This is a genomic window from Kineococcus sp. DHX-1 (genome assembly GCF_042473625.1).
GTDB lineage: Bacteria > Actinomycetota > Actinomycetes > Actinomycetales > Kineococcaceae > Kineococcus.
The window spans coordinates 3,180,820-3,197,120 of sequence record NZ_CP170445.1; the positions used below are offsets into that span (position 1 = coordinate 3,180,820).

Here is a 16,301-nt window from a genome sequence, read left to right on the forward strand (position 1 = left end):
GTGCTGCAGGGCTGGTGGTTCAACCGGTGCGGGAAACCTACACGACCGGCGCGGTCCGGATCACTCCGGGTCGGCGGCCTCGCCGGCGAAGCCGGTGTCGTTGCCGTACCCGTCCAGGGCCGGCGACTCCGCCGCCTCCTCGCTGCCGGGGTCCTCCTGGCCGGGGTTCTCCTCGGGCACGTCCTCGGTCGGGTTCTGGGAGGTGTTCTCGCTCATGCCCCGACCGTAGGCGTGGTCCCCGGCCCGCGCGCGCCGGTTCAGGAGCGCACCCGGACCCGGCAGCCGACCCGGCGGGCCCGGGGCCCGATCGAGCGCAGCTCGTCCTCTCCCCGCGCGTCCACGGCGACGACGTCGCGCAGGTCGACGACGACGTCCTGCTGCCGGCGGCCCGCCTGCTCCAGCGCGAGTTCCAGCGCGTCGTCGAAGAGGTCGACCACGTCGGCCGACAGGGCGCCGTGGACCGTGAGCGCGCAGGCGCCCTCGCTCCAGTCGACGTCGATGCGCAGTCCACCGCGCACGCTCACCGCTCGAGGCTGCCGGTGCTCGTCAGCTCGGAGGCCAGCACGTGCAGCTTGACGTTGCGGTCCTGGCTCACGCGCGTCAGCAGGGCGAACGCCTGGTCGGCGTCGACCTTGAACCGCTCCATGAGGATCCCCTTGGCCTGGCCGATGACGTCGCGGTTGGTCAGGGCCGTCCGGAGGTGGTCGAACTTCTGCGCCCCCGCCAGGGCCACGGCCGCGTGGGTGGCGATCATCGCGCCGACGGCCTCGGCCTCGTCGTCGAAGGCGGCGGGTTTGGCGGACAGCAGGTTCAGGGCCCCGAGCGTGTTCTCGTGCACGAAGAGCTGGAAGCAGAGCATGCTGCGCACCCCCAGCTCGTCGGCCCGGGCGCCCAACCGCGGCCACCGGGTGTCCTCGGCCAGGTCGTCGGTGCGGACAACGGGTTCGGCGTACATCGCGGCCAGGCACGGCCCCTCGCCCAGCTGTCCCTGCAGGGCGTCGAACTGCCGCGCCACGTCGCTCGTGACAGCGGCGGACAGGACGTGGCGCCGGGCGCGGACCAGGCTGATGGAGCCCTCCTCGGCCCCGGGCACGAGGGCGCACGCGCTGGCCACGCTCTGCGCCATGACGTCGTCCGGCACCTGCTCCCGCTGCAGGTCCCGGGCGAGGTCGGCGAGGACCACCGCGAGCGAGCTGTCCGCTCCGCTGGTGTCCGGCAGGGGTGTCGGCATGGTTCCTCACAGGACGTGCGGGGCGACCGGCCGACCCTTCGACCTCGCGCCCACCTGTGAGACTAACCCCGGACGACCGGCTCCGCGGGTCGGGGCACGGGCGGTTCCCGCCGCGCCACGGCCTCCTGCTCGCGGAACCACGCGACGGTCCGGGCCAGCCCGTCCGCCCAGTCGACGCGGGGTTCCCAGTCCAGCAGGGTGCGGGCCAGCGACGTGTCCGGCCGGCGCACCTGCGGGTCGTCGACGGGACGCCCCACGAACTCCAGCGGCACCCCGGACCCCACGGCCTCCACCACGTCCTCGGCGATCCGCCGGACGCTGAGTTCGGTGGGGTTGCCGATGTTCACCGGACCGGTGTGTCCGCTCGCCGCCAGGGCGAGGATCCCCGTGACGAGGTCGTCGACGTAGCAGATGGACCGCGTCTGCTCGCCGTCCCCGGCGACGGTGACGGGTTCGCCCGCCAGGGCCTGCCGGATGAACGTGGGGATCGCGCGACCGTCGGCGGCCCGCATCCGCGGACCGTAGGTGTTGAAGATGCGGACGATCGCGGTGTCCACGCCGTGCGTCGTCCGGTAGGCCGTCGTGAGGGCCTCCGCGTACCGCTTGGACTCGTCGTACACCCCGCGCGGCCCGACGGGGTTCACGTGCCCCCAGTAGCTCTCGGGCTGGGGGTGCACCTGCGGGTCCCCGTACGTCTCCGACGTCGAGGCCAGCAGGAACCGCGCCCCCTTCTCCTTGGCCAGGCCGAGCGCGTGCCACGTGCCCGTGGCTCCGACCTTCAGCGTCTCGAGCGGCAGTTTGAGGTAGTCGACGGGCGAGGCCGGGGAGGCGAAGTGCAGCACGAGGTCCACGGGTCCGGGGACGTGGACGTACTCGGTGATGTCGCACCGCCGCAGGTGGAACCGCGGGTCCTGCATGAGGTGGGCGACGTTCGCGGGCGCGCCGGTGAGGAAGTTGTCGAGGCACACGACCTCGACGCCGTCCCGCAGCAGCGCCTCGCACAGGTGGGAACCGAGGAAACCCGCACCACCGGTCACGACGGCGCGACGGAAGGAGTTGTGGGGCACGGTGGCGATGCAACCACCACCCGTGGTCCGCCGCGCGACGGGGGTTCCGCGGGAACGGTACCGTCGCGGTCATGGACCCCGTTCCCGTCACGGTGGTCGTCGCCACCCGCGACCGCGCGGACGACCTGCGCACGACGCTCCCCCGCCACGAGACCGAGGTCGTGGTCGTCGACAACGGTTCGACGGACGACACCGTCGCCGTCCTCGCCGCCGAGGCCGCGCGCCGGCGGGGCGCGGGGCTGCCCGGCCTGCGGACGCTGCGGCCGGGACGGAACCTCGGCGCCACCGCCCGGAACCTCGGTGTCCGCGCCGCCCGGAACGACGTCGTCGCGTTCGCCGACGACGACTCGTGGTGGGAACCCGGCGCCCTGCGGCGGGCGGCGGAACTCTTCGCGGCGCACCCCCGCCTGGCGGTGCTGGCCGCGCGGACGATGGTCGGTGTCGGGGCGGGGAGGCCCGAGGAACTCGACCCGGTGTGCCGGGACATGGCCTCGGCGCCGTGGGGCCGCGACGACGACCTCCCCGGCCCCCACGTCCTGGGCTTCGTCGCGTGCGCGGCCGTCGTCCGGCGCGGGCCGTTCCTGGCCAGCGGGGGTTTCGACGGCGTCGTCCACTTCGGCGGGGAGGAGGAACGGGTGACCTACGACCTGCTCGACGCCGGCTGGGGGCTGGCGTACGTCGAGGACGTCGTCGCCCACCACCACCCCTCACCGTCCCGCAGCAGCGCAGCGGTTCGTCGTGAGCTGTTGCAGCGCAACGCCCTGCTGACCGCCTGGATGCGCCGGCCGCTGAGCGTGGCGGCGCGGTCGACGCTCGTGGCGCTGCACGCGGGGGGCGAGCACCGTCGCGGCGCGCTCGCGGCCGTGCCCCGGCTGCCCGCTGCGCTCGGACAGCGACGGGGACCGTCCCGCGTCGTCGAGGAGAGGCTGGCCGTCCGTGACCGGTGAACCGTCCGCGCAGGTGCCGGAGGACCCGCGCGTGACGGTCGTCCTCATCACCTGGCAGCGCCGCGACGAGGCCCGCCTGGCGGTGCGCCGACTGCTGGCCCTGCCGGAACGCCCGCGCGTCCTCGTGCTCGACAACGCCTCCACGGACGGCACGGCGGACGCCCTGCGGGCCGACCACCCGCGCGGAACCCCGGGCGGTGACCGCCTGGACGTCGTCGTGCTGCCGGAGAACCAGGGCGCCGTCGCCCGCAACACCGGCGTGGCGACGGCCCGGACGCCGTACGTCGCGTTCTGCGACGACGACACGTGGTGGGACCCGGGATCCCTGGAACGCGCGGCCGACGTGCTGGACGAGCACCCGTCGGTCGCCGTCCTGACGGCCAGGATCCTCGTCGAACCCGGCGGCGTCGAGGACGACATCGTCACGGAACTGCGCGACTCCCCCGTCCGCGGCGCCCCGGGACTGCCCGGGCCCGCCCTGGGGAGTTTCCTCGCCGGAGCCTCCGTCGTGCGCAGGTCCGCGTTCTTGCAGGTGGGCGGTTTCTCGCGGCGGTTGTGGCTCGGCGGCGAGGAGGAACTGCTGGCCGCCGACCTCGCGGCCGCGGGCTGGGAACTCTGCTACCTGGAGGACCTGCAGGTCCACCACCAGGCGTCCGTCCTGCGCGAATCGGCCCGCCGCCGGCGCAACGGCATCCGGAACACGTTGTGGTTCACGTGGTTGCGTCGTCCACTACCGGCGGCGGCACGTCGCACCCGTGACCTGGTCCGGTCCCTGCCGGCCGACGCGACGAGCGCCCGCGGCGTCCTCGACGCCGTCGCCGGTCTCCCCTGGGTGCTGCGCGAACGGCGGGTGCTGCCCGCACACGCGGAGGCCCGCTTCCGGGCGTTGGAGGAGTCCCAACGCAGCTCACGGTCGCGCGACTACTCGCGCTGACACTTCCGGTTGCTGGCCCCGGAGACCGGTGGTGGAGTGAGGCCCGTCGGGTGCAGCAGCGTTCGCCCAGGCAGTCCGGAAGGAACGCTTGGAGGAACGCACTCATGCTCGCCACACGCCACGACCTCGTCGAGGAGCACCTGGGCCTGGCCCGGGGCCTCGCGGCGCGCTACCGCCACCGCGGCATACCGACCGAGGACCTGGAGCAGATCGCCTACCTGGGTCTGGTCAAGGCCGCCGACCGGTTCCGCGACGACAGCGGCCACGACTTCGGTGCCTACGCCACCCCCACCATCACCGGGGAGATCCGCCGCTACTTCCGCGACCACGGGTGGGCCGTGCGCCCGCCCCGTCGTCTGCAGGAACTGCGCACGCGACTCGTGCACGAGGACACGGCCGGTCTGACCGACGTCCAGGTCGCCGAGAAGCTCGGCGCCACGCTCGACGAGCTCCGCGAGGTCCACCGCGCCACGAACGCCTACTCCGCCCTGTCCCTCGACGTCCCCCGCCACGACGTGGCCGGGGACGCCGACGCGACCGTCACCGTCGACGACCTGGTCTCCCTGAAGGGGGCCGTGGCCGAACTCGACGACCGGGAACGGCGCATCCTCAAGCTGCGCTTCTACGAGGAGGCCACGCAGTCGGAGATCGCCGCGGAACTCGGCATCAGCCAGATGCAGGTCTCGCGGCTGCTCACCTCGATCCTCGGCCGACTGCGCGGCCACCTCGGGGTTCACGTGCCCGTGCGGGAGGTCACCAAGCCCGTCCGCCGGCGCAGCGCTCCCGACGGTGCCCCGGCGTGGTCGCGGACGCCGTCCAGCAGTTCCACCAGCACGTCGCGGGCCGCGTGAACCGGACGCCACCCGAGCTCCTCCCGTGCCCGGGTGGTGTCCATGACGGGGACCCCGAAACCGAGGTCCAGCCATCCCGGCTGGACCGGGTGGACGTGCGCCCGGTACGTGAGGTCCGCGGCGGCCCGCACCACCCGGCGGTTGACCGGGAACCAGCGCGGCGCGTTCAGCGACAGCGCGAGGTCCCGGCCCCGCAGGACGGGTTCGTCCGCCACGTTGAACGCACCACCCGGCGCCCGTTCCAGGATGCGGACCAGCGCGTCGGCCAGGTCGTCGGCGTGCACCACCTGGAACCGCAGCCGTTCGGGCAGCGGGAGCACGGGCAGCGGGACGCGCCGGAGCAACCGCGTCGGGACGAACGGACCGAGGAAGTACCGCGCGATCTCGCTGCCGGCGTCGCGCTGGAAGACCAGCGCCGGGCGCACCCGGGTGACGAGGAGTTCCGGGTGGTCGCGTTCCACGGTGTCCAGGTGCGACTCCACGGTGGCCTTCTCCCGGGAGTACTGCGAGGGAGAGATGCCGTCCGCCGGCCAGGACTCGTCGACCCGCGCGTCATCCACGGGGTGGGTGGCGTAGGCCCCCACCGAGGACAGGTGCACGAGGTGCGGGACGCCCGCGGCGAGCGCGGCGCGGACGACGTTCTCGCTGCCCGTGAGGTTCACGCGGGCCATCTCGCCGGGGTCCCGCGCGGGCTGGATGAGCCACGCGGTGTGGACGACGGCGTCGACGCCGGCGAACGCGTCGGTGAGCCGCTGCACGGCGTCCGGACCGGCGACGTCCTGCTGGACCCAGCGCACGTCGGCCCAGGCGCCGGTGGGTTCCGGAAGCCTCCGGCAGACGCCCACCACCTCGGTGTCCGTCGACGCGAGACGGCGCAGCAGCGCGGTCCCCACGTTCCCCGTCGCACCCGTCACGGCGACCCTCATGCCGGCACTCCCCTCTCAGCGGTTCCCGGGGCGCCTACCCCGCAGCACCCGTCGGAAACCCCGGGGTTCCACCGCGCGGCCTCGCGACCGGAGGCGTAGCACGGACCCATGCCCCTCCTCAGCTCCCTCTTCGACGCCCCCTCGCGGTGGACCGCCCTCGACCCGCTGGCCCAGCGCGCCAAGGACACCGCCGACCGACTGCTGCCCGGTGGCGCGGTGCGTGGGCTGCTCCACGGCCGTCCGGCGGGCCACCCGGCCCACCCGGCGATGGCCATGGTGCCCGTCGGGACGTCGGTGTCGGCCCTGCTGCTCGACGTCGCCTCCGTGCTGCCCGGGGGCCGGGCCCTTGAGGTCCCCGCCCGCGGCCTCGCCGCCGTCAGCGTGGCGACCGTCGCCCCGACGGCCCTGGCCGGCTGGGCCGACTACGTCGACCTGCACCCAGACCAGCAGCGGACCGCCATCGTGCACGCCGCCGGGAACGCCGTGGCCGCCACGCTGTGGACCGCGTCGCTGCTCTCGCGCCGGCACGCCCGCCTCCTGCGGACGGCCGGGACCGTGGTGGCGGGGGCGGCCGGCGCCCTGGGCGGGCACCTGGCCTACCGCTGGGCGGCCGGGCCGAACCACGCCGAGCACCTCGTCCACCTCGCGGGGGACGGTCAGGAGTTCTCCGACATCGGGTCCCTGGACGAGCTGCCGGAGGGCCGGCCGGTGCAGCGCTGGATCGGCGACGCCCCGTTGTGCGTCCTGCGCCGCGGGGACGACGTCCTGGCCCTCACCGACACGTGCACGCACCTCGGCGCCGCCCTGCACGAGGGCGAGGTCTCCGGCGAGGGCGGTGCCACGACGATCACCTGCCCGTGGCACGCCAGCCGGTTCCGGTTCGCCGACGGAGACGTCCTGGACGGCCCCGCCACGGCGCCGCAGCCGACCGTGCGCACCCGCGTCGCCGACGGCCGCGTCCAGGCCCGGGTCGTCGGTCCCCCGCTGTGAGGGGTTTGCGTCGCCGCACAGCGGGCAGGGGCCACACGTGAGAGCGCTGACGTGGCAGGGGAAGCGGTCGGTGCGCGTCGAGGACGTGCCCGACCCCGAGGTCGTGGAACCCACCGACGCGGTCGTGCGCATCACCTCGACCGCCATCTGCGGGTCGGACCTGCACCTCTACGAGGTCCTGGCGCCGTACCTGGCCCGCGGTGACGTGCTCGGCCACGAACCGATGGGGATCGTCGAGGCCGTCGGCCCGGAGGTGACGAACCTCGCCGTGGGCGACCGCGTCGTCATCCCCTTCACGATCTCCTGCGGGCACTGCTTCATGTGCGAGCGCGGGCTGACGACGCAGTGCGAGACGACGCAGGTCCGCGAGAAGGGCAGCGGTGCCGCCCTGTACGGGTACACGTCGCTCTACGGGTCCGTGCCCGGCGGGCAGGCGCAGTACCTGCGGGTCCGCCACGCCGACTACAACCCGGTCAAGGTGGGGAACGACCTGCCCGACGACCGCTACCTGTTCCTGTCGGACATCCTGCCGACGGCGTGGCAGGGCGTGCGGTACGCCGACGTCCCCGAGGGCGGGACCCTCGCCGTCCTCGGCCTCGGCCCCGTCGGGCAGTTCGCCGCGCGGATCGGCCGGCACCTCGGTTACGAGGTCGTGGGCGTCGACCCGGTGCCGGAGCGTCGGGCGATGGCCCAACGCCACGGGATCAGCGCCATCGACCTCACCGACGCCTCCGGCGCCGACGTCCCCGCCCAGCTGCGCGACCGCACCGACGGCCGCGGACCCGACGCCGTCCTCGACGCGGTGGGCATGGAGGCACACGGTGGCGCCGAGGGCGCGATCGCCAAGGCCGCTCAGACCGCCGTCGGGCTGCTGCCGGACAAGGTGGCGCAGAAGGTCATGGAGACCGGGGGCGTCGACCGCCTGTGGGCCGTCCGCACGGCCGTCGACGCGGTCCGCCGCGGCGGCACGATCTCGCTGTCGGGCGTCTACGGCGGCGAGGCGGACCCGATGCCGATGATGACGATGTTCGACAAGCAGTTGCAGCTGCGCATGGGTCAGTGCAACGTCAAGGCGTGGATCGACGACCTCCTGCCGCTGGTGGAGGACCCGGCCGACCCCCTCGGGGTGATGGACCTCACGACGCACCGCGTCCCGCTCGAGGACGCGCCGGACGCCTACGCCATGTTCCAGGCCAAGGACGACGGCTGCATCAAGGTCGTGCTCGAGCCCTGAGGTTCCTGGCCCGCCGTCCCCGGGTGGGGTTGGCGGCGCGCACCGCGCTCGCCGCCACCCTGGCCTGGCTCACCGCGCTGGCGCTGCCCTGGGAGATCGCGCAGACGTACCCGTACTTCGCTCCCCTGGGCGCCGTCGTCGGCTCGTACTCCACCGTCCGCAGTTCCGTCCGGAACTCCGCGCGGGCAGTGTCCGCCATCGTGTGCGGGGCGCTGCTGTCCCTCGTCGCCGCCGAACTGCTGGGTCGGGACCTCGTCGTCGTCCCCGTCGTCGTGTTCCTGGCGACGCTGCTCGCGGGGTGGCGGTGGTTCGCCGACCAGGGCAGCTGGGTGCTCACCGTGGGGTTGTTCGTGCTCGTCGTCGGGGTGCAGCACCCCGTCCAGTACGCCATGGGCTACACGACGCTCACCCTGCTCGGCGGCTGCGTGGCCGTCGCCGTGAACACGCTGCTGCCGTCGTTCCCGCTGGCGCAGTCGCAGGACGCCGTCCGCCGGCTCGCCACCACCCTCGCCGACCAGCTCGACGACCTCGCCGAGGGGTTGCGCCGCGACGACCCGCCCGGGCCGCAGGAGTGGGCCGAGCGGTTGCGGTCCGTCGCCCCCGTCCGGGAGTCCCTGCGGCGCAGCCGGGAGGAGACCGAGGACTCCCTGGCGGGGAACGTCCGGGCGCTGCGGCACGTCGAGACCGTGCGGCAGCAGCACGTCACGGGCGTCGCCCTGGAGAACCTTGCCGTCCGGGTGGAGGAACTGACCGAGCTCCTCGTGGAGTCGCTGACCCCGCGCGACGCCGAGGTGGCGCTGCCGGTGGAGTTGCGGGGACCCACGGCCGACGTCCTCGGCGCCCTCGGCGGGGTCCTGCGGGAACGGGAGGACGACGGTGCGTCGCGCACCGCCCTGCGCACCGCGCTGCAGCGCCTGTCGGCCACCGAGGCCGCCGCCGAGTTCACGACCGACCGCGACCGCCAGAGCGCCGGCGCCGTCGTGACCGCACTGCGCCGCTGCCTCGGCGCCCTCGACGTCCGGACCCCCGCCGGGTCCGACGACTCCGAGGTGGTCGCCCCGACCCCCTGGCGGCGTCCGGACCCCGACCTCCCGCGCAGCCGCGGTTTGCGCCTCCCGGGCCCGGGTAGGTGGCGGGCACGACGTTCCCGACCCCGTCGGCCCCGAGACTGAGAGAGGTACCCCGTGTACCGGCACACCCGAGAACTCCAGTTCACCGCCAAGCCCGAGAAGCCGGACGCCCTGTTCGCCGCGAAGTTCCAGGAGATCCTCGGCGGCCAGTTCGGTGAGATGACCGTCATGATGCAGTACCTGTTCCAGGGCTGGAACTGCCGCGTCCCCGGCAAGTACAAGGACATGATCATGGACATCGGGACGGAGGAGATCTCGCACGTCGAGATGCTCACCGTCATGCTCGCCCGCCTCCTCGAGGGTGCTCCCGGCGAGGCGACCGACAAGGCTGCCGCCGCGAACCCGGCCCTCGCAGCCGTGCTCGGCGGTCAGAACGTCCAGCACGCCATCGTCTCCGGCGGCGGGGCCCGCCCGACGGACAGCCTGGGGAACCCGTGGAACGCCGGCTACATCGCCGCGAGCGGGAACCTGCTCACCGACTTCCGCTCCAACGTGGCCGCCGAGGCGCAGAGCCGACTCATGACGAGCCGGATCGCGAACATGACCGACGACCGCGGCGTCAAGGAGATGCTGGCGTTCAACCTGGCCCGCGACACCTACCACCAGCAGCAGTGGCTGCTGGGGATCCAGATGCTCATCGCGGACGGGTACGTGGAGACCGAGATCGAGCAGTCCAACGGGGACTGGGAGGACAAGGACGCGGCCCACGTGTTCTACACCTCGACCAACGGCAGCGCCGCAGGCGAGGGGTTGTGGGCCACGGGGAACAGCCTCGTCGACGGTGAGCCGTTCCGGGCCGAGGAACTCCGGCCGCTGACCGACGACGACGGCACGCTGCCCGCCCCCGACCCGTTGCAGTTCGTCACCTACGACGGCAACGCGGGCCCGGGCAAGCCCGGCACCGGCGCGGGCGCGCACCTGCAGGGGGCGCAGAACGTCGTGACGAAGGTGAAGGACGCGCTCACGGGCGACGATCACTGACCTGACCCTGCCGCGGGTCGCCGACGCCGCCCGTGGCGTCGGCACTCGCGGCGGGATCGGCGGCACACCGCGACCGGTGCGGGCCGCACGAGGAGGACCGGCCTGGCGGACGGCGCAGCTCACGCGCAGTCGCGAACTCCCGGCAGCCCGGAGCCCAGGTCGTGGGCCACCCCTGCGGGGGCACGCCCCTGCGTCCTGTCGCTCGTGAGGACGGGGTGCGCCCAGGACGACGCGACGCGGACTCCGGGCAGGGCACGCGCCCGGTCCACCAGGAGGCGGTCCTCGTGCGCCGGGACCGGCGGGAAACCCCCGGCCGCCCGGTACACCGAGGCCCGGACGCCGAGGTTGGCCCCGTGGACGTGGTCCCGGCCGGCCGCGTACCGCCGGCGCCACGCGGCGTGCCGGGCGGTGGGGCCCGGCAGCTGGACCGTGCCCAGGAGCAGGTCGATCCCCGCGGCGGCCGCCTGCGCGTGGTGCTGCAACCACTGCTGCGGGACGACGGAATCGGCGTCCGTGCAGGCGATCCAGCAGCGCGACCACCCACCGGGAGGTTCCTCGGCCAGGGCGGCGGCGACGCCCGCGGCACGGGCGGCGCCCACACTGCCCGCCGCGCTCGGCAGGACCCGGGCCCCCGCCGCCAGCGCCAGTTCCGCGGTCGCGTCGGAGCAGCGGTCCGCGACGACCACCACCTCCACGTCGGACGTGGCCCGCTGAGCCGCCACCAGCACCGACGTCACGCAGGCCGCCACGGTCGCGGCCTCGTCCCGGGCCGGCACCACGACGACGATCCGGTCCACGCCCGCAGCCGGCCCGCCACCAGACCTCACGCCCGACCTCACGCCAGGCCACCCGCCCGCGCCACCGAGACCGCGGGGGCGGGGACGAGGACGTCGAGCAGGAAGTCCTCCTCCTCGTGCCGCACGAGGACGTCCAGGCCCTGCAGAGCGCGCAGGGCGCGGTGCACCTCGTCGCCCGTCAGCGGGTACCCGTCGACGAGGTGCCGCCAGTGGCACGCGACGAGCACACCGTCCGGCGCCAGGCTCTCCCGCAGACGGTCCAGGAGGACGGCGAGGTCGTCGGGGTCGCAGTAGTAGGCGACCTCGGACAGCACGACGAGGTCGAACGTGCCCACCGGGAACTCCTGCGGAACCCGCGCCACGCGCGTCTCCACGCGGTCCCCCGCACCGGCCGCGTCCAGGCGCTGCCGGGCCCGGTCCAGTGCGGAGGCCGCGACGTCGACCGCCAGCAGACGTTCGGTGCGGGCCGCCAGTTCCACCGTCAGCACTCCTGTGCTGCAGCCGATCTCCAGACCGGAACGGAACCCTTGCCGAGGCAGGACGGCGAGCGTCAGCCCCCGCTTGCGCGCCTCGTACCAGCGCTCCTCGAAACCCCACGGGTCCGCCCCGTGCGCGGCGTAGAACTCCTCGAAGAACTCCGCCCCCAGGCTGGCCGTGGACGCCTGGTCGCCGGACCTCAGGAAGAACTCCGTGCCGCGTTCGAAGTGCGCCAGCACCCCCGCCGGCAGCAGCACCTCGTCCCCCGGCCGGGTGGACAGGGGCGCCGTCTGGGACGCGTGCCGCGCCATGGCCACGGCCTTGCGCCGGCGCGCGACGTCGTCGAGCTCCAGGCGCGTGCCCCGCTGCCACGGGACGCGGACGTCACCCGGACGGGCCCAGTGCCACAACCACACCGGGTAGTGCAGGCAGGTGGCACCGGTCTCGGCGGCCACCCGCGCGGCGACCTCACCGGCCGCGTCGTGGTCCGGGTGGCCGTCCGCCGTCCACGGCGCGAGGAGCAGCGTCGCCGGGCCGACGAGGCCGCGCAACGTCTCCTCGAGCACCCCGGCGGCGGCCGCGACCCCACCGTCGGGCAGCGCGAGGCGGTGCACCCCCGCGTCGGGGGCCAGGGCCGCGACGGCGTCGCGGACCTCGCGCGCGCGGACGACCGCGAGCGCCTGCGGGGTCGTCGTGGGCGAGTCGGGGTGCGAACCCTCCCCGTCGGTGGCGACGACGACGTCGACGGCGACCCCCCGGGCGGCCGCGGTGGCGAGCAAGCCGCCCGCCCCCAGCGTCTCGTCGTCGGGGTGGGCCGCGACGACGAGCACGTGCCCCACGCCGGACCAGTCCAGTACCGGCACGTCGCGCAGCCCCGGCCAGCGCCGCCACTCCTCCTCCGCGGTGCCCGGTCCGTCGTGGGTGAACTCCGGGCTCACTTCGCGGCCAGTTCCGCCAGGGCCACCAGGTCGTGGTCGGCGTGGTGCTGGCGGACGTAGACGGTCAGGTCGGCGACGCGGGCCGCGTGCGCCGCGTCGGCCGTGAGGGGGCGGGGACCGAGGGCGTGCCCGACCTCGCTGAGCACCACCTCGGCGGCCTCGGCGACGAGCGCGCGGACGCGAGCGGCCAGCAGCTCGCCCTCCACCCCGGTGGCGCGGCCGGCGTCGACGACCTCGGCCGCGGCGTCGAGGGCGGTGCGCGCCGCCCACAGCCGGAGGTCCACGAGACCTCTGGAGCGCAGGGTGAGCGGGTCGTCGCGGCCGGACTCGACGAGGGGCCGGGCGATGCCGACGGCACCGCCGTACCAGCAGGCCGCGACCCCGATCCCGCCGTGGGCGAACCCGGCGCGCTGCAGGTACCACCCCGCCTCCCCCACGGGCTCGGCCGGGACGTCGTGCAGCACGAGCGGGCCGCTGGGGACGTCGACGAGGCCACGGCTGTGCCAGCGGTCGGGCAGGACCTCCAGCCGGCCGTCGGCACGGGCCGCTGCGAGGTCGACGGCGAACAACCGCCGCCCGACCTCGGTGTGGGCGGTGACGAGCGCGTGGGTGAGGACCCCGGCCAGGGAACACCAGGGTTTCGTCCCGTCCAGCCGCCACTGCCCCTGGGCGGTCTGCCACGCGAAGAGGTGGGCGTCGGCGGCCTCGGCCGCGAACACCCCCCACGTGCTGTCGGCGGCGGGCGCCTGGCCGGCCTCGGCGAGCACGGCGACGGCGTCGAGGTGCGCTTCGACGACCCGGGCGAGCGTGAGGTCCTGCTCGGCGAGCGTGGACAGGACGTCCCAGCGACGACGCGTGCCGCCGCCACCGGGCAGCGGGACGTCGGTGGTGAGACGGACGCAGAGGGCCAGGGCGGCCTCGACGAGGGGGGAGAGCACTGTTTGCTCCAAGGTGCAGCCGTGGGCGGCGAGGGGACGGCGACGGGGGCGTCGCCCGCGACGGTCTGCACGGAAGGACTGCTCTGCACGCTAGGCGGGGCGGGGGCGTCCGGCACCCCGGAGCGGCTCAGACGACCAGCCGGCTCCAGACCGTCTTGCCCCCGGGCCGGGTGCGGACCCCCCACTCGTCGCTGAGGACCTCGACGAGGTTCGTCGTGTGGGCCTCGTCCGGCCCGACGGCCTGGAAGTGCGGGCCGTTCGGGTCTCGGTCGCTGACCTCGATGACGACACCGTCGGCGCCCTCGCAGTCGACGCGCAGCACGACGGGGGGCGTGCCGTGGGACACGGCTTCGGTGACGAGCTCGCTCACGACGAGGTCGGCGTGGCCGCGCAGCAGGGCGGCGTGCTCGACGCACCAGTGGTCGTCGAGGAAGCGCCGCGCGTAGCGGGCCGCGGACCGGTCCACCACGACGGCGGACTCGGCGCTCGGGAACCACTCGCACATGGAGGTCGATGCTCGCCGACGATCGGTCGGTGCGCTCGTCAGGAGTCCGTCAGAGGTCCTGGACGTCCACGACCTCGGACAACCGGGTCACGTTCAGCAGGAACCCGACGGGCTCGCTAGGGCGGACGGCGATGCGCGCGGGGCGGACGGCGACGGCGAGCTTGGCCAGGAAGGCCGCGCCGGCGGAGTCCATGAAGGACACGGCGGTCGCGTCCACGACGACGGGGCGGGCCGCGGCGCGGACCTCGCGGTCGACGTCGGCGGTCACGGCGTCCAGCGCCGGACGCAGCTCGTCGTCGATCTCGCCCGTGAGGACGACCGTCAGGGCGTCCTCGTCGCGCAGCAGCTCCACGGCGCCGACGGGTTCGTCGTCGCCCAGCGGGGGGCCGGGAAAGGGTGTGGCCACGCTGGTCCCTCCTGCTCGGCCGTCGACGTGCGGTCTCCCGCCCTGTGCTCGAGCCGGACCCCCGACGGTACTCCCCCGCCCCTCCGGCCCCGCTCACCGCTCACTCCTGCGCGGCCAGCAGCTCCCGGCACCCCACGATGGCCGCGACGCGGAGCAGCAACGGGGAGCACCCCTCGCAGGTCAGGTCCACACCGCGCTGGGCGGCACGGGCTCGCGCCGCCCGCAGCGTCCGCAGCCCGTCGAGGTCGCAGAAGGAGACGGCGCGCAGGTCGACGAGGACGGCGGCTCCTGCGCAGGGGCAGGCCAGGACCTCGTCGAGGGCCGCGGCCACCCGTGGGCCGGAGACGGTGTCGAGCTCGCCGCGCAGTGGCACAACGCAGCGGCCGCCGCAGCGGTGGAGGTGGGTGGTCAAGACGTCGTCGAGGGGGGCTGTGGACACAGCGCGCTTCCTTCGTCGGACTCTCGCGAGTGCTGCGGCTGTCCCTACAACCGACTCGAATCCTAGGTCCGTCCGGGCGGCGGGGCCATCCCGCGTGGTTGACTGACCGGGCTCGAAGCAACGGGCGCGGCACTCGACGACGTGCGTGGTGATCGCGTGTTCCCGCCCGACGACCTGACCGCCCGGATCCGGGACGAGCTCTCCGACCCCACGAGGACCGGCGGGCCCCTGCACCGGCTGCTGCAGGACCTGGGGTGGACCCCGCCGCCGCGGCCCCGGCCACGGCTGCCCACCGCGGGTGACCTGCTGGACCTGCTCGCTCGAGGGTGGAGCGTCCACGAAGCCGCCGACCGGCTCGCCGTGCCCGTCGACCGGCTGCGCGAGGAACTCGTGGCCCTGCGCCGGGACCACGACTGTTCCAGCACCGCCGAGGTCGTCCGTCGCGTCCACGGCGGTCACTAGGGTGAGCCCCGTGACCACCCGAGACGTCGTCCTCGTGGGCGCGAGCGCGGGTGGGGTCGAGGCGTTGCGCACCCTCGTCGCCGGGCTGCCGGCCGATCTGCCCGCCACCGTCCTCGTCGTCCTGCACGTGCCGCCGACGGGGTCGAACGCCCTCGCGGCGATCCTGGACCGGTCCGGTCCGCTGCCCGCCCGCGCCGCCGAGCACGGCGGGGCCCTGCGCCACGGCGAGGTCGTCGTCGCCGTGCCCGACCGGCACCTGCTGCTGACCGACGACCACGTCGCCCTGACGAGCGGACCGCGGGAGAACGGGCACCGCCCCGCCGTCGACACCCTCTTCCGGTCGGCGGCGCGCGCGGTCGGCCCCCGAGCGATCGGCGTGGTCCTGACCGGCGCCCTCGACGACGGCGCCGCGGGCCTCGTGGCCCTGCGCGCCCAGGGCGGCACCGGGGTCGTGCAGGACCCCGCCGACGCCCTCTACGACGGCATGCCCCGGGCGGCCCTGGAGGCGGCCCGGCCCGAGCACGTCGTGCCGCTCGCGGACCTGCCGGGGCTGCTGGTCCGGCTCGTCCACGAGCAGGCCCCAGCCCGGCCGTCCTCGGCCGGCGACGACCGGATGCGCGAGGAGGTCGCGATGGCGGAGTTCGACCTGCGTCCCCTGGCGGGCGACGACCACCCCGGTGAGCCGTCGGGGTACTCCTGCCCCGACTGCTCGGGCGTGCTGTGGCGGATCGAGGACCACGGGCTGCTGCGGTTCCGCTGCCGGGTCGGGCACGCCTGGAGCCCGGGGAGCCTGCAGGACCAGCAGACCTCCGAACTCGACGGCGCCCTGTGGATGGCCCTGCGCAGCCTGGAGGAACGGGCCGCGCTGGCCCGGGAGATGGCCGTCCGAGCACGCGAGGCCGGGCACGGGTTGACGGCGAGCCGGTTCACCGACCGCGCCGTCGAGACCGGTGACGCGGCCCGCACCATCCGCCGGCTGCTGACGTCGGGGACACTGCGGGGACCGGCGGGGACGGAACGGGCACAGGACGAGACGGACGGCTGAGGG

20 protein-coding genes are annotated in these 16,301 nt (G+C 74.8%); 9 read left to right on the forward strand and 11 right to left on the reverse strand.

Annotated elements, in window-relative coordinates; translation table 11 throughout:
* Nucleotides 1-60: 60 nt before the first annotated feature.
* From ACFEMC_RS15265 to ACFEMC_RS15280, 4 genes are all read right to left on the reverse strand, one after another.
* A complete protein-coding gene (locus ACFEMC_RS15265) occupies nt 61-216 on the reverse strand; it encodes a hypothetical protein (protein WP_380170423.1) in 156 nt (51 codons plus the stop codon).
* Nucleotides 217-257: 41 nt separating this feature from the next.
* Complete coding sequence (locus ACFEMC_RS15270) at nt 258-524, reverse strand: hypothetical protein (RefSeq protein ID WP_380170424.1); 267 nt, start codon at nt 522-524, stop codon at nt 258-260.
* Complete coding sequence (locus ACFEMC_RS15275) at nt 521-1,231, reverse strand: GAF and ANTAR domain-containing protein (RefSeq protein WP_380170425.1); 711 nt, start codon at nt 1,229-1,231, stop codon at nt 521-523. Before ACFEMC_RS15275 ends, ACFEMC_RS15270 begins: the two co-directional genes overlap by 4 nt.
* 62 nt (nt 1,232-1,293) lie before the next feature.
* Complete coding sequence (locus tag ACFEMC_RS15280) at nt 1,294-2,307, reverse strand: UDP-glucuronic acid decarboxylase family protein (RefSeq protein ID WP_380176813.1); 1,014 nt, start codon at nt 2,305-2,307, stop codon at nt 1,294-1,296.
* A 62-nt stretch (nt 2,308-2,369) separates the two neighbouring features.
* Between ACFEMC_RS15280 and ACFEMC_RS15285 the strand changes: the two genes are divergently transcribed.
* The 3 genes from ACFEMC_RS15285 (at nt 2,370) to ACFEMC_RS15295 (ending at nt 5,030) form a co-directional block, all read left to right on the forward strand.
* A complete protein-coding gene (locus ACFEMC_RS15285; RefSeq protein ID WP_380170426.1) occupies nt 2,370-3,245 on the forward strand; it encodes a glycosyltransferase family 2 protein in 876 nt (291 codons plus the stop codon).
* Nucleotides 3,235-4,179, forward strand: coding sequence for a glycosyltransferase family 2 protein (locus ACFEMC_RS15290; protein ID WP_380170427.1), 945 nt, complete (start codon nt 3,235-3,237; stop codon nt 4,177-4,179). The genes ACFEMC_RS15285 and ACFEMC_RS15290 overlap by 11 nt, the downstream gene beginning before the upstream one ends.
* A 104-nt stretch (nt 4,180-4,283) precedes the next feature.
* Complete coding sequence (locus ACFEMC_RS15295; RefSeq protein ID WP_380170428.1) at nt 4,284-5,030, forward strand: sigma-70 family RNA polymerase sigma factor; 747 nt, start codon at nt 4,284-4,286, stop codon at nt 5,028-5,030.
* On the opposite strand, the gene ACFEMC_RS15300 is transcribed toward ACFEMC_RS15295, so the two are convergent.
* Nucleotides 4,913-5,956, reverse strand: coding sequence for an NAD-dependent epimerase/dehydratase family protein (locus ACFEMC_RS15300; protein ID WP_380170429.1), 1,044 nt, complete (start codon nt 5,954-5,956; stop codon nt 4,913-4,915). The two genes, ACFEMC_RS15295 and ACFEMC_RS15300, sit on opposite strands and share 118 nt — an antisense overlap.
* 108 nt (nt 5,957-6,064) lie before the next feature.
* Here ACFEMC_RS15300 and ACFEMC_RS15305 point away from each other — a divergent pair, with 108 nt between their 5' ends.
* From ACFEMC_RS15305 to ACFEMC_RS15320, 4 genes are read left to right on the forward strand one after another with little or no spacing between them, the layout of a single operon-like run.
* On the forward strand, nt 6,065-6,946 hold the full coding sequence (locus tag ACFEMC_RS15305; RefSeq protein WP_380170430.1) for a Rieske 2Fe-2S domain-containing protein: 882 nt from the start codon (nt 6,065-6,067) through the stop codon (nt 6,944-6,946).
* Nucleotides 6,947-6,983: 37 nt separating this feature from the next.
* On the forward strand, nt 6,984-8,180 hold the full coding sequence (locus ACFEMC_RS15310; protein WP_380170431.1) for a zinc-dependent alcohol dehydrogenase: 1,197 nt from the start codon (nt 6,984-6,986) through the stop codon (nt 8,178-8,180).
* A gap of 23 nt (nt 8,181-8,203) precedes the next feature.
* Nucleotides 8,204-9,352, forward strand: coding sequence for an aromatic acid exporter family protein (locus tag ACFEMC_RS15315; protein WP_380170432.1), 1,149 nt, complete (start codon nt 8,204-8,206; stop codon nt 9,350-9,352).
* Between the two features lie 12 nt (nt 9,353-9,364).
* A complete protein-coding gene (locus tag ACFEMC_RS15320) occupies nt 9,365-10,291 on the forward strand; it encodes a manganese catalase family protein (RefSeq protein ID WP_380170433.1) in 927 nt (308 codons plus the stop codon).
* 119 nt (nt 10,292-10,410) lie between these two features.
* On the opposite strand, the gene ACFEMC_RS15325 is transcribed toward ACFEMC_RS15320, so the two are convergent.
* The 6 genes from ACFEMC_RS15325 to ACFEMC_RS15350 all read right to left on the reverse strand — a co-directional run bounded on the left by ACFEMC_RS15325 (nt 10,411) and on the right by ACFEMC_RS15350 (nt 14,791).
* Nucleotides 10,411-11,088, reverse strand: a complete 678-nt coding sequence (locus ACFEMC_RS15325) for a glycosyltransferase (protein WP_380170434.1) — start codon at nt 11,086-11,088, stop codon at nt 10,411-10,413.
* Between the two features lie 38 nt (nt 11,089-11,126).
* The gene (locus ACFEMC_RS15330) at nt 11,127-12,503 is read right to left on the reverse strand and encodes a PIG-L family deacetylase (RefSeq protein WP_380170435.1); all 1,377 of its coding nucleotides are present in this window, start codon (nt 12,501-12,503) and stop codon (nt 11,127-11,129) included.
* A complete protein-coding gene (locus tag ACFEMC_RS15335; protein WP_380170436.1) occupies nt 12,500-13,441 on the reverse strand; it encodes an acyl-CoA dehydrogenase in 942 nt (313 codons plus the stop codon). The genes ACFEMC_RS15330 and ACFEMC_RS15335 overlap by 4 nt, the downstream gene beginning before the upstream one ends.
* Nucleotides 13,442-13,568: 127 nt before the next feature.
* Nucleotides 13,569-13,946, reverse strand: coding sequence for an ATP-binding protein (locus tag ACFEMC_RS15340; protein ID WP_380170437.1), 378 nt, complete (start codon nt 13,944-13,946; stop codon nt 13,569-13,571).
* Nucleotides 13,947-13,995: 49 nt separating this feature from the next.
* A complete protein-coding gene (locus tag ACFEMC_RS15345) occupies nt 13,996-14,352 on the reverse strand; it encodes an STAS domain-containing protein (protein WP_380170438.1) in 357 nt (118 codons plus the stop codon).
* Nucleotides 14,353-14,452: 100 nt separating this feature from the next.
* The gene (locus tag ACFEMC_RS15350) at nt 14,453-14,791 is read right to left on the reverse strand and encodes an STAS domain-containing protein (protein ID WP_380170439.1); all 339 of its coding nucleotides are present in this window, start codon (nt 14,789-14,791) and stop codon (nt 14,453-14,455) included.
* A gap of 156 nt (nt 14,792-14,947) precedes the next feature.
* On the opposite strand from ACFEMC_RS15350, the gene ACFEMC_RS15355 reads away from it, so the two are divergent.
* Both ACFEMC_RS15355 and ACFEMC_RS15360 read left to right on the forward strand, forming a co-directional pair.
* The gene (locus ACFEMC_RS15355; protein WP_367639294.1) at nt 14,948-15,253 is read left to right on the forward strand and encodes a hypothetical protein; all 306 of its coding nucleotides are present in this window, start codon (nt 14,948-14,950) and stop codon (nt 15,251-15,253) included.
* Between the two features lie 10 nt (nt 15,254-15,263).
* Entirely contained in the window at nt 15,264-16,298 is a 1,035-nt protein-coding gene (locus tag ACFEMC_RS15360; RefSeq protein ID WP_380170440.1) for a chemotaxis protein CheB, read from the forward strand.
* Nucleotides 16,299-16,301: the final 3 nt, after the last annotated feature.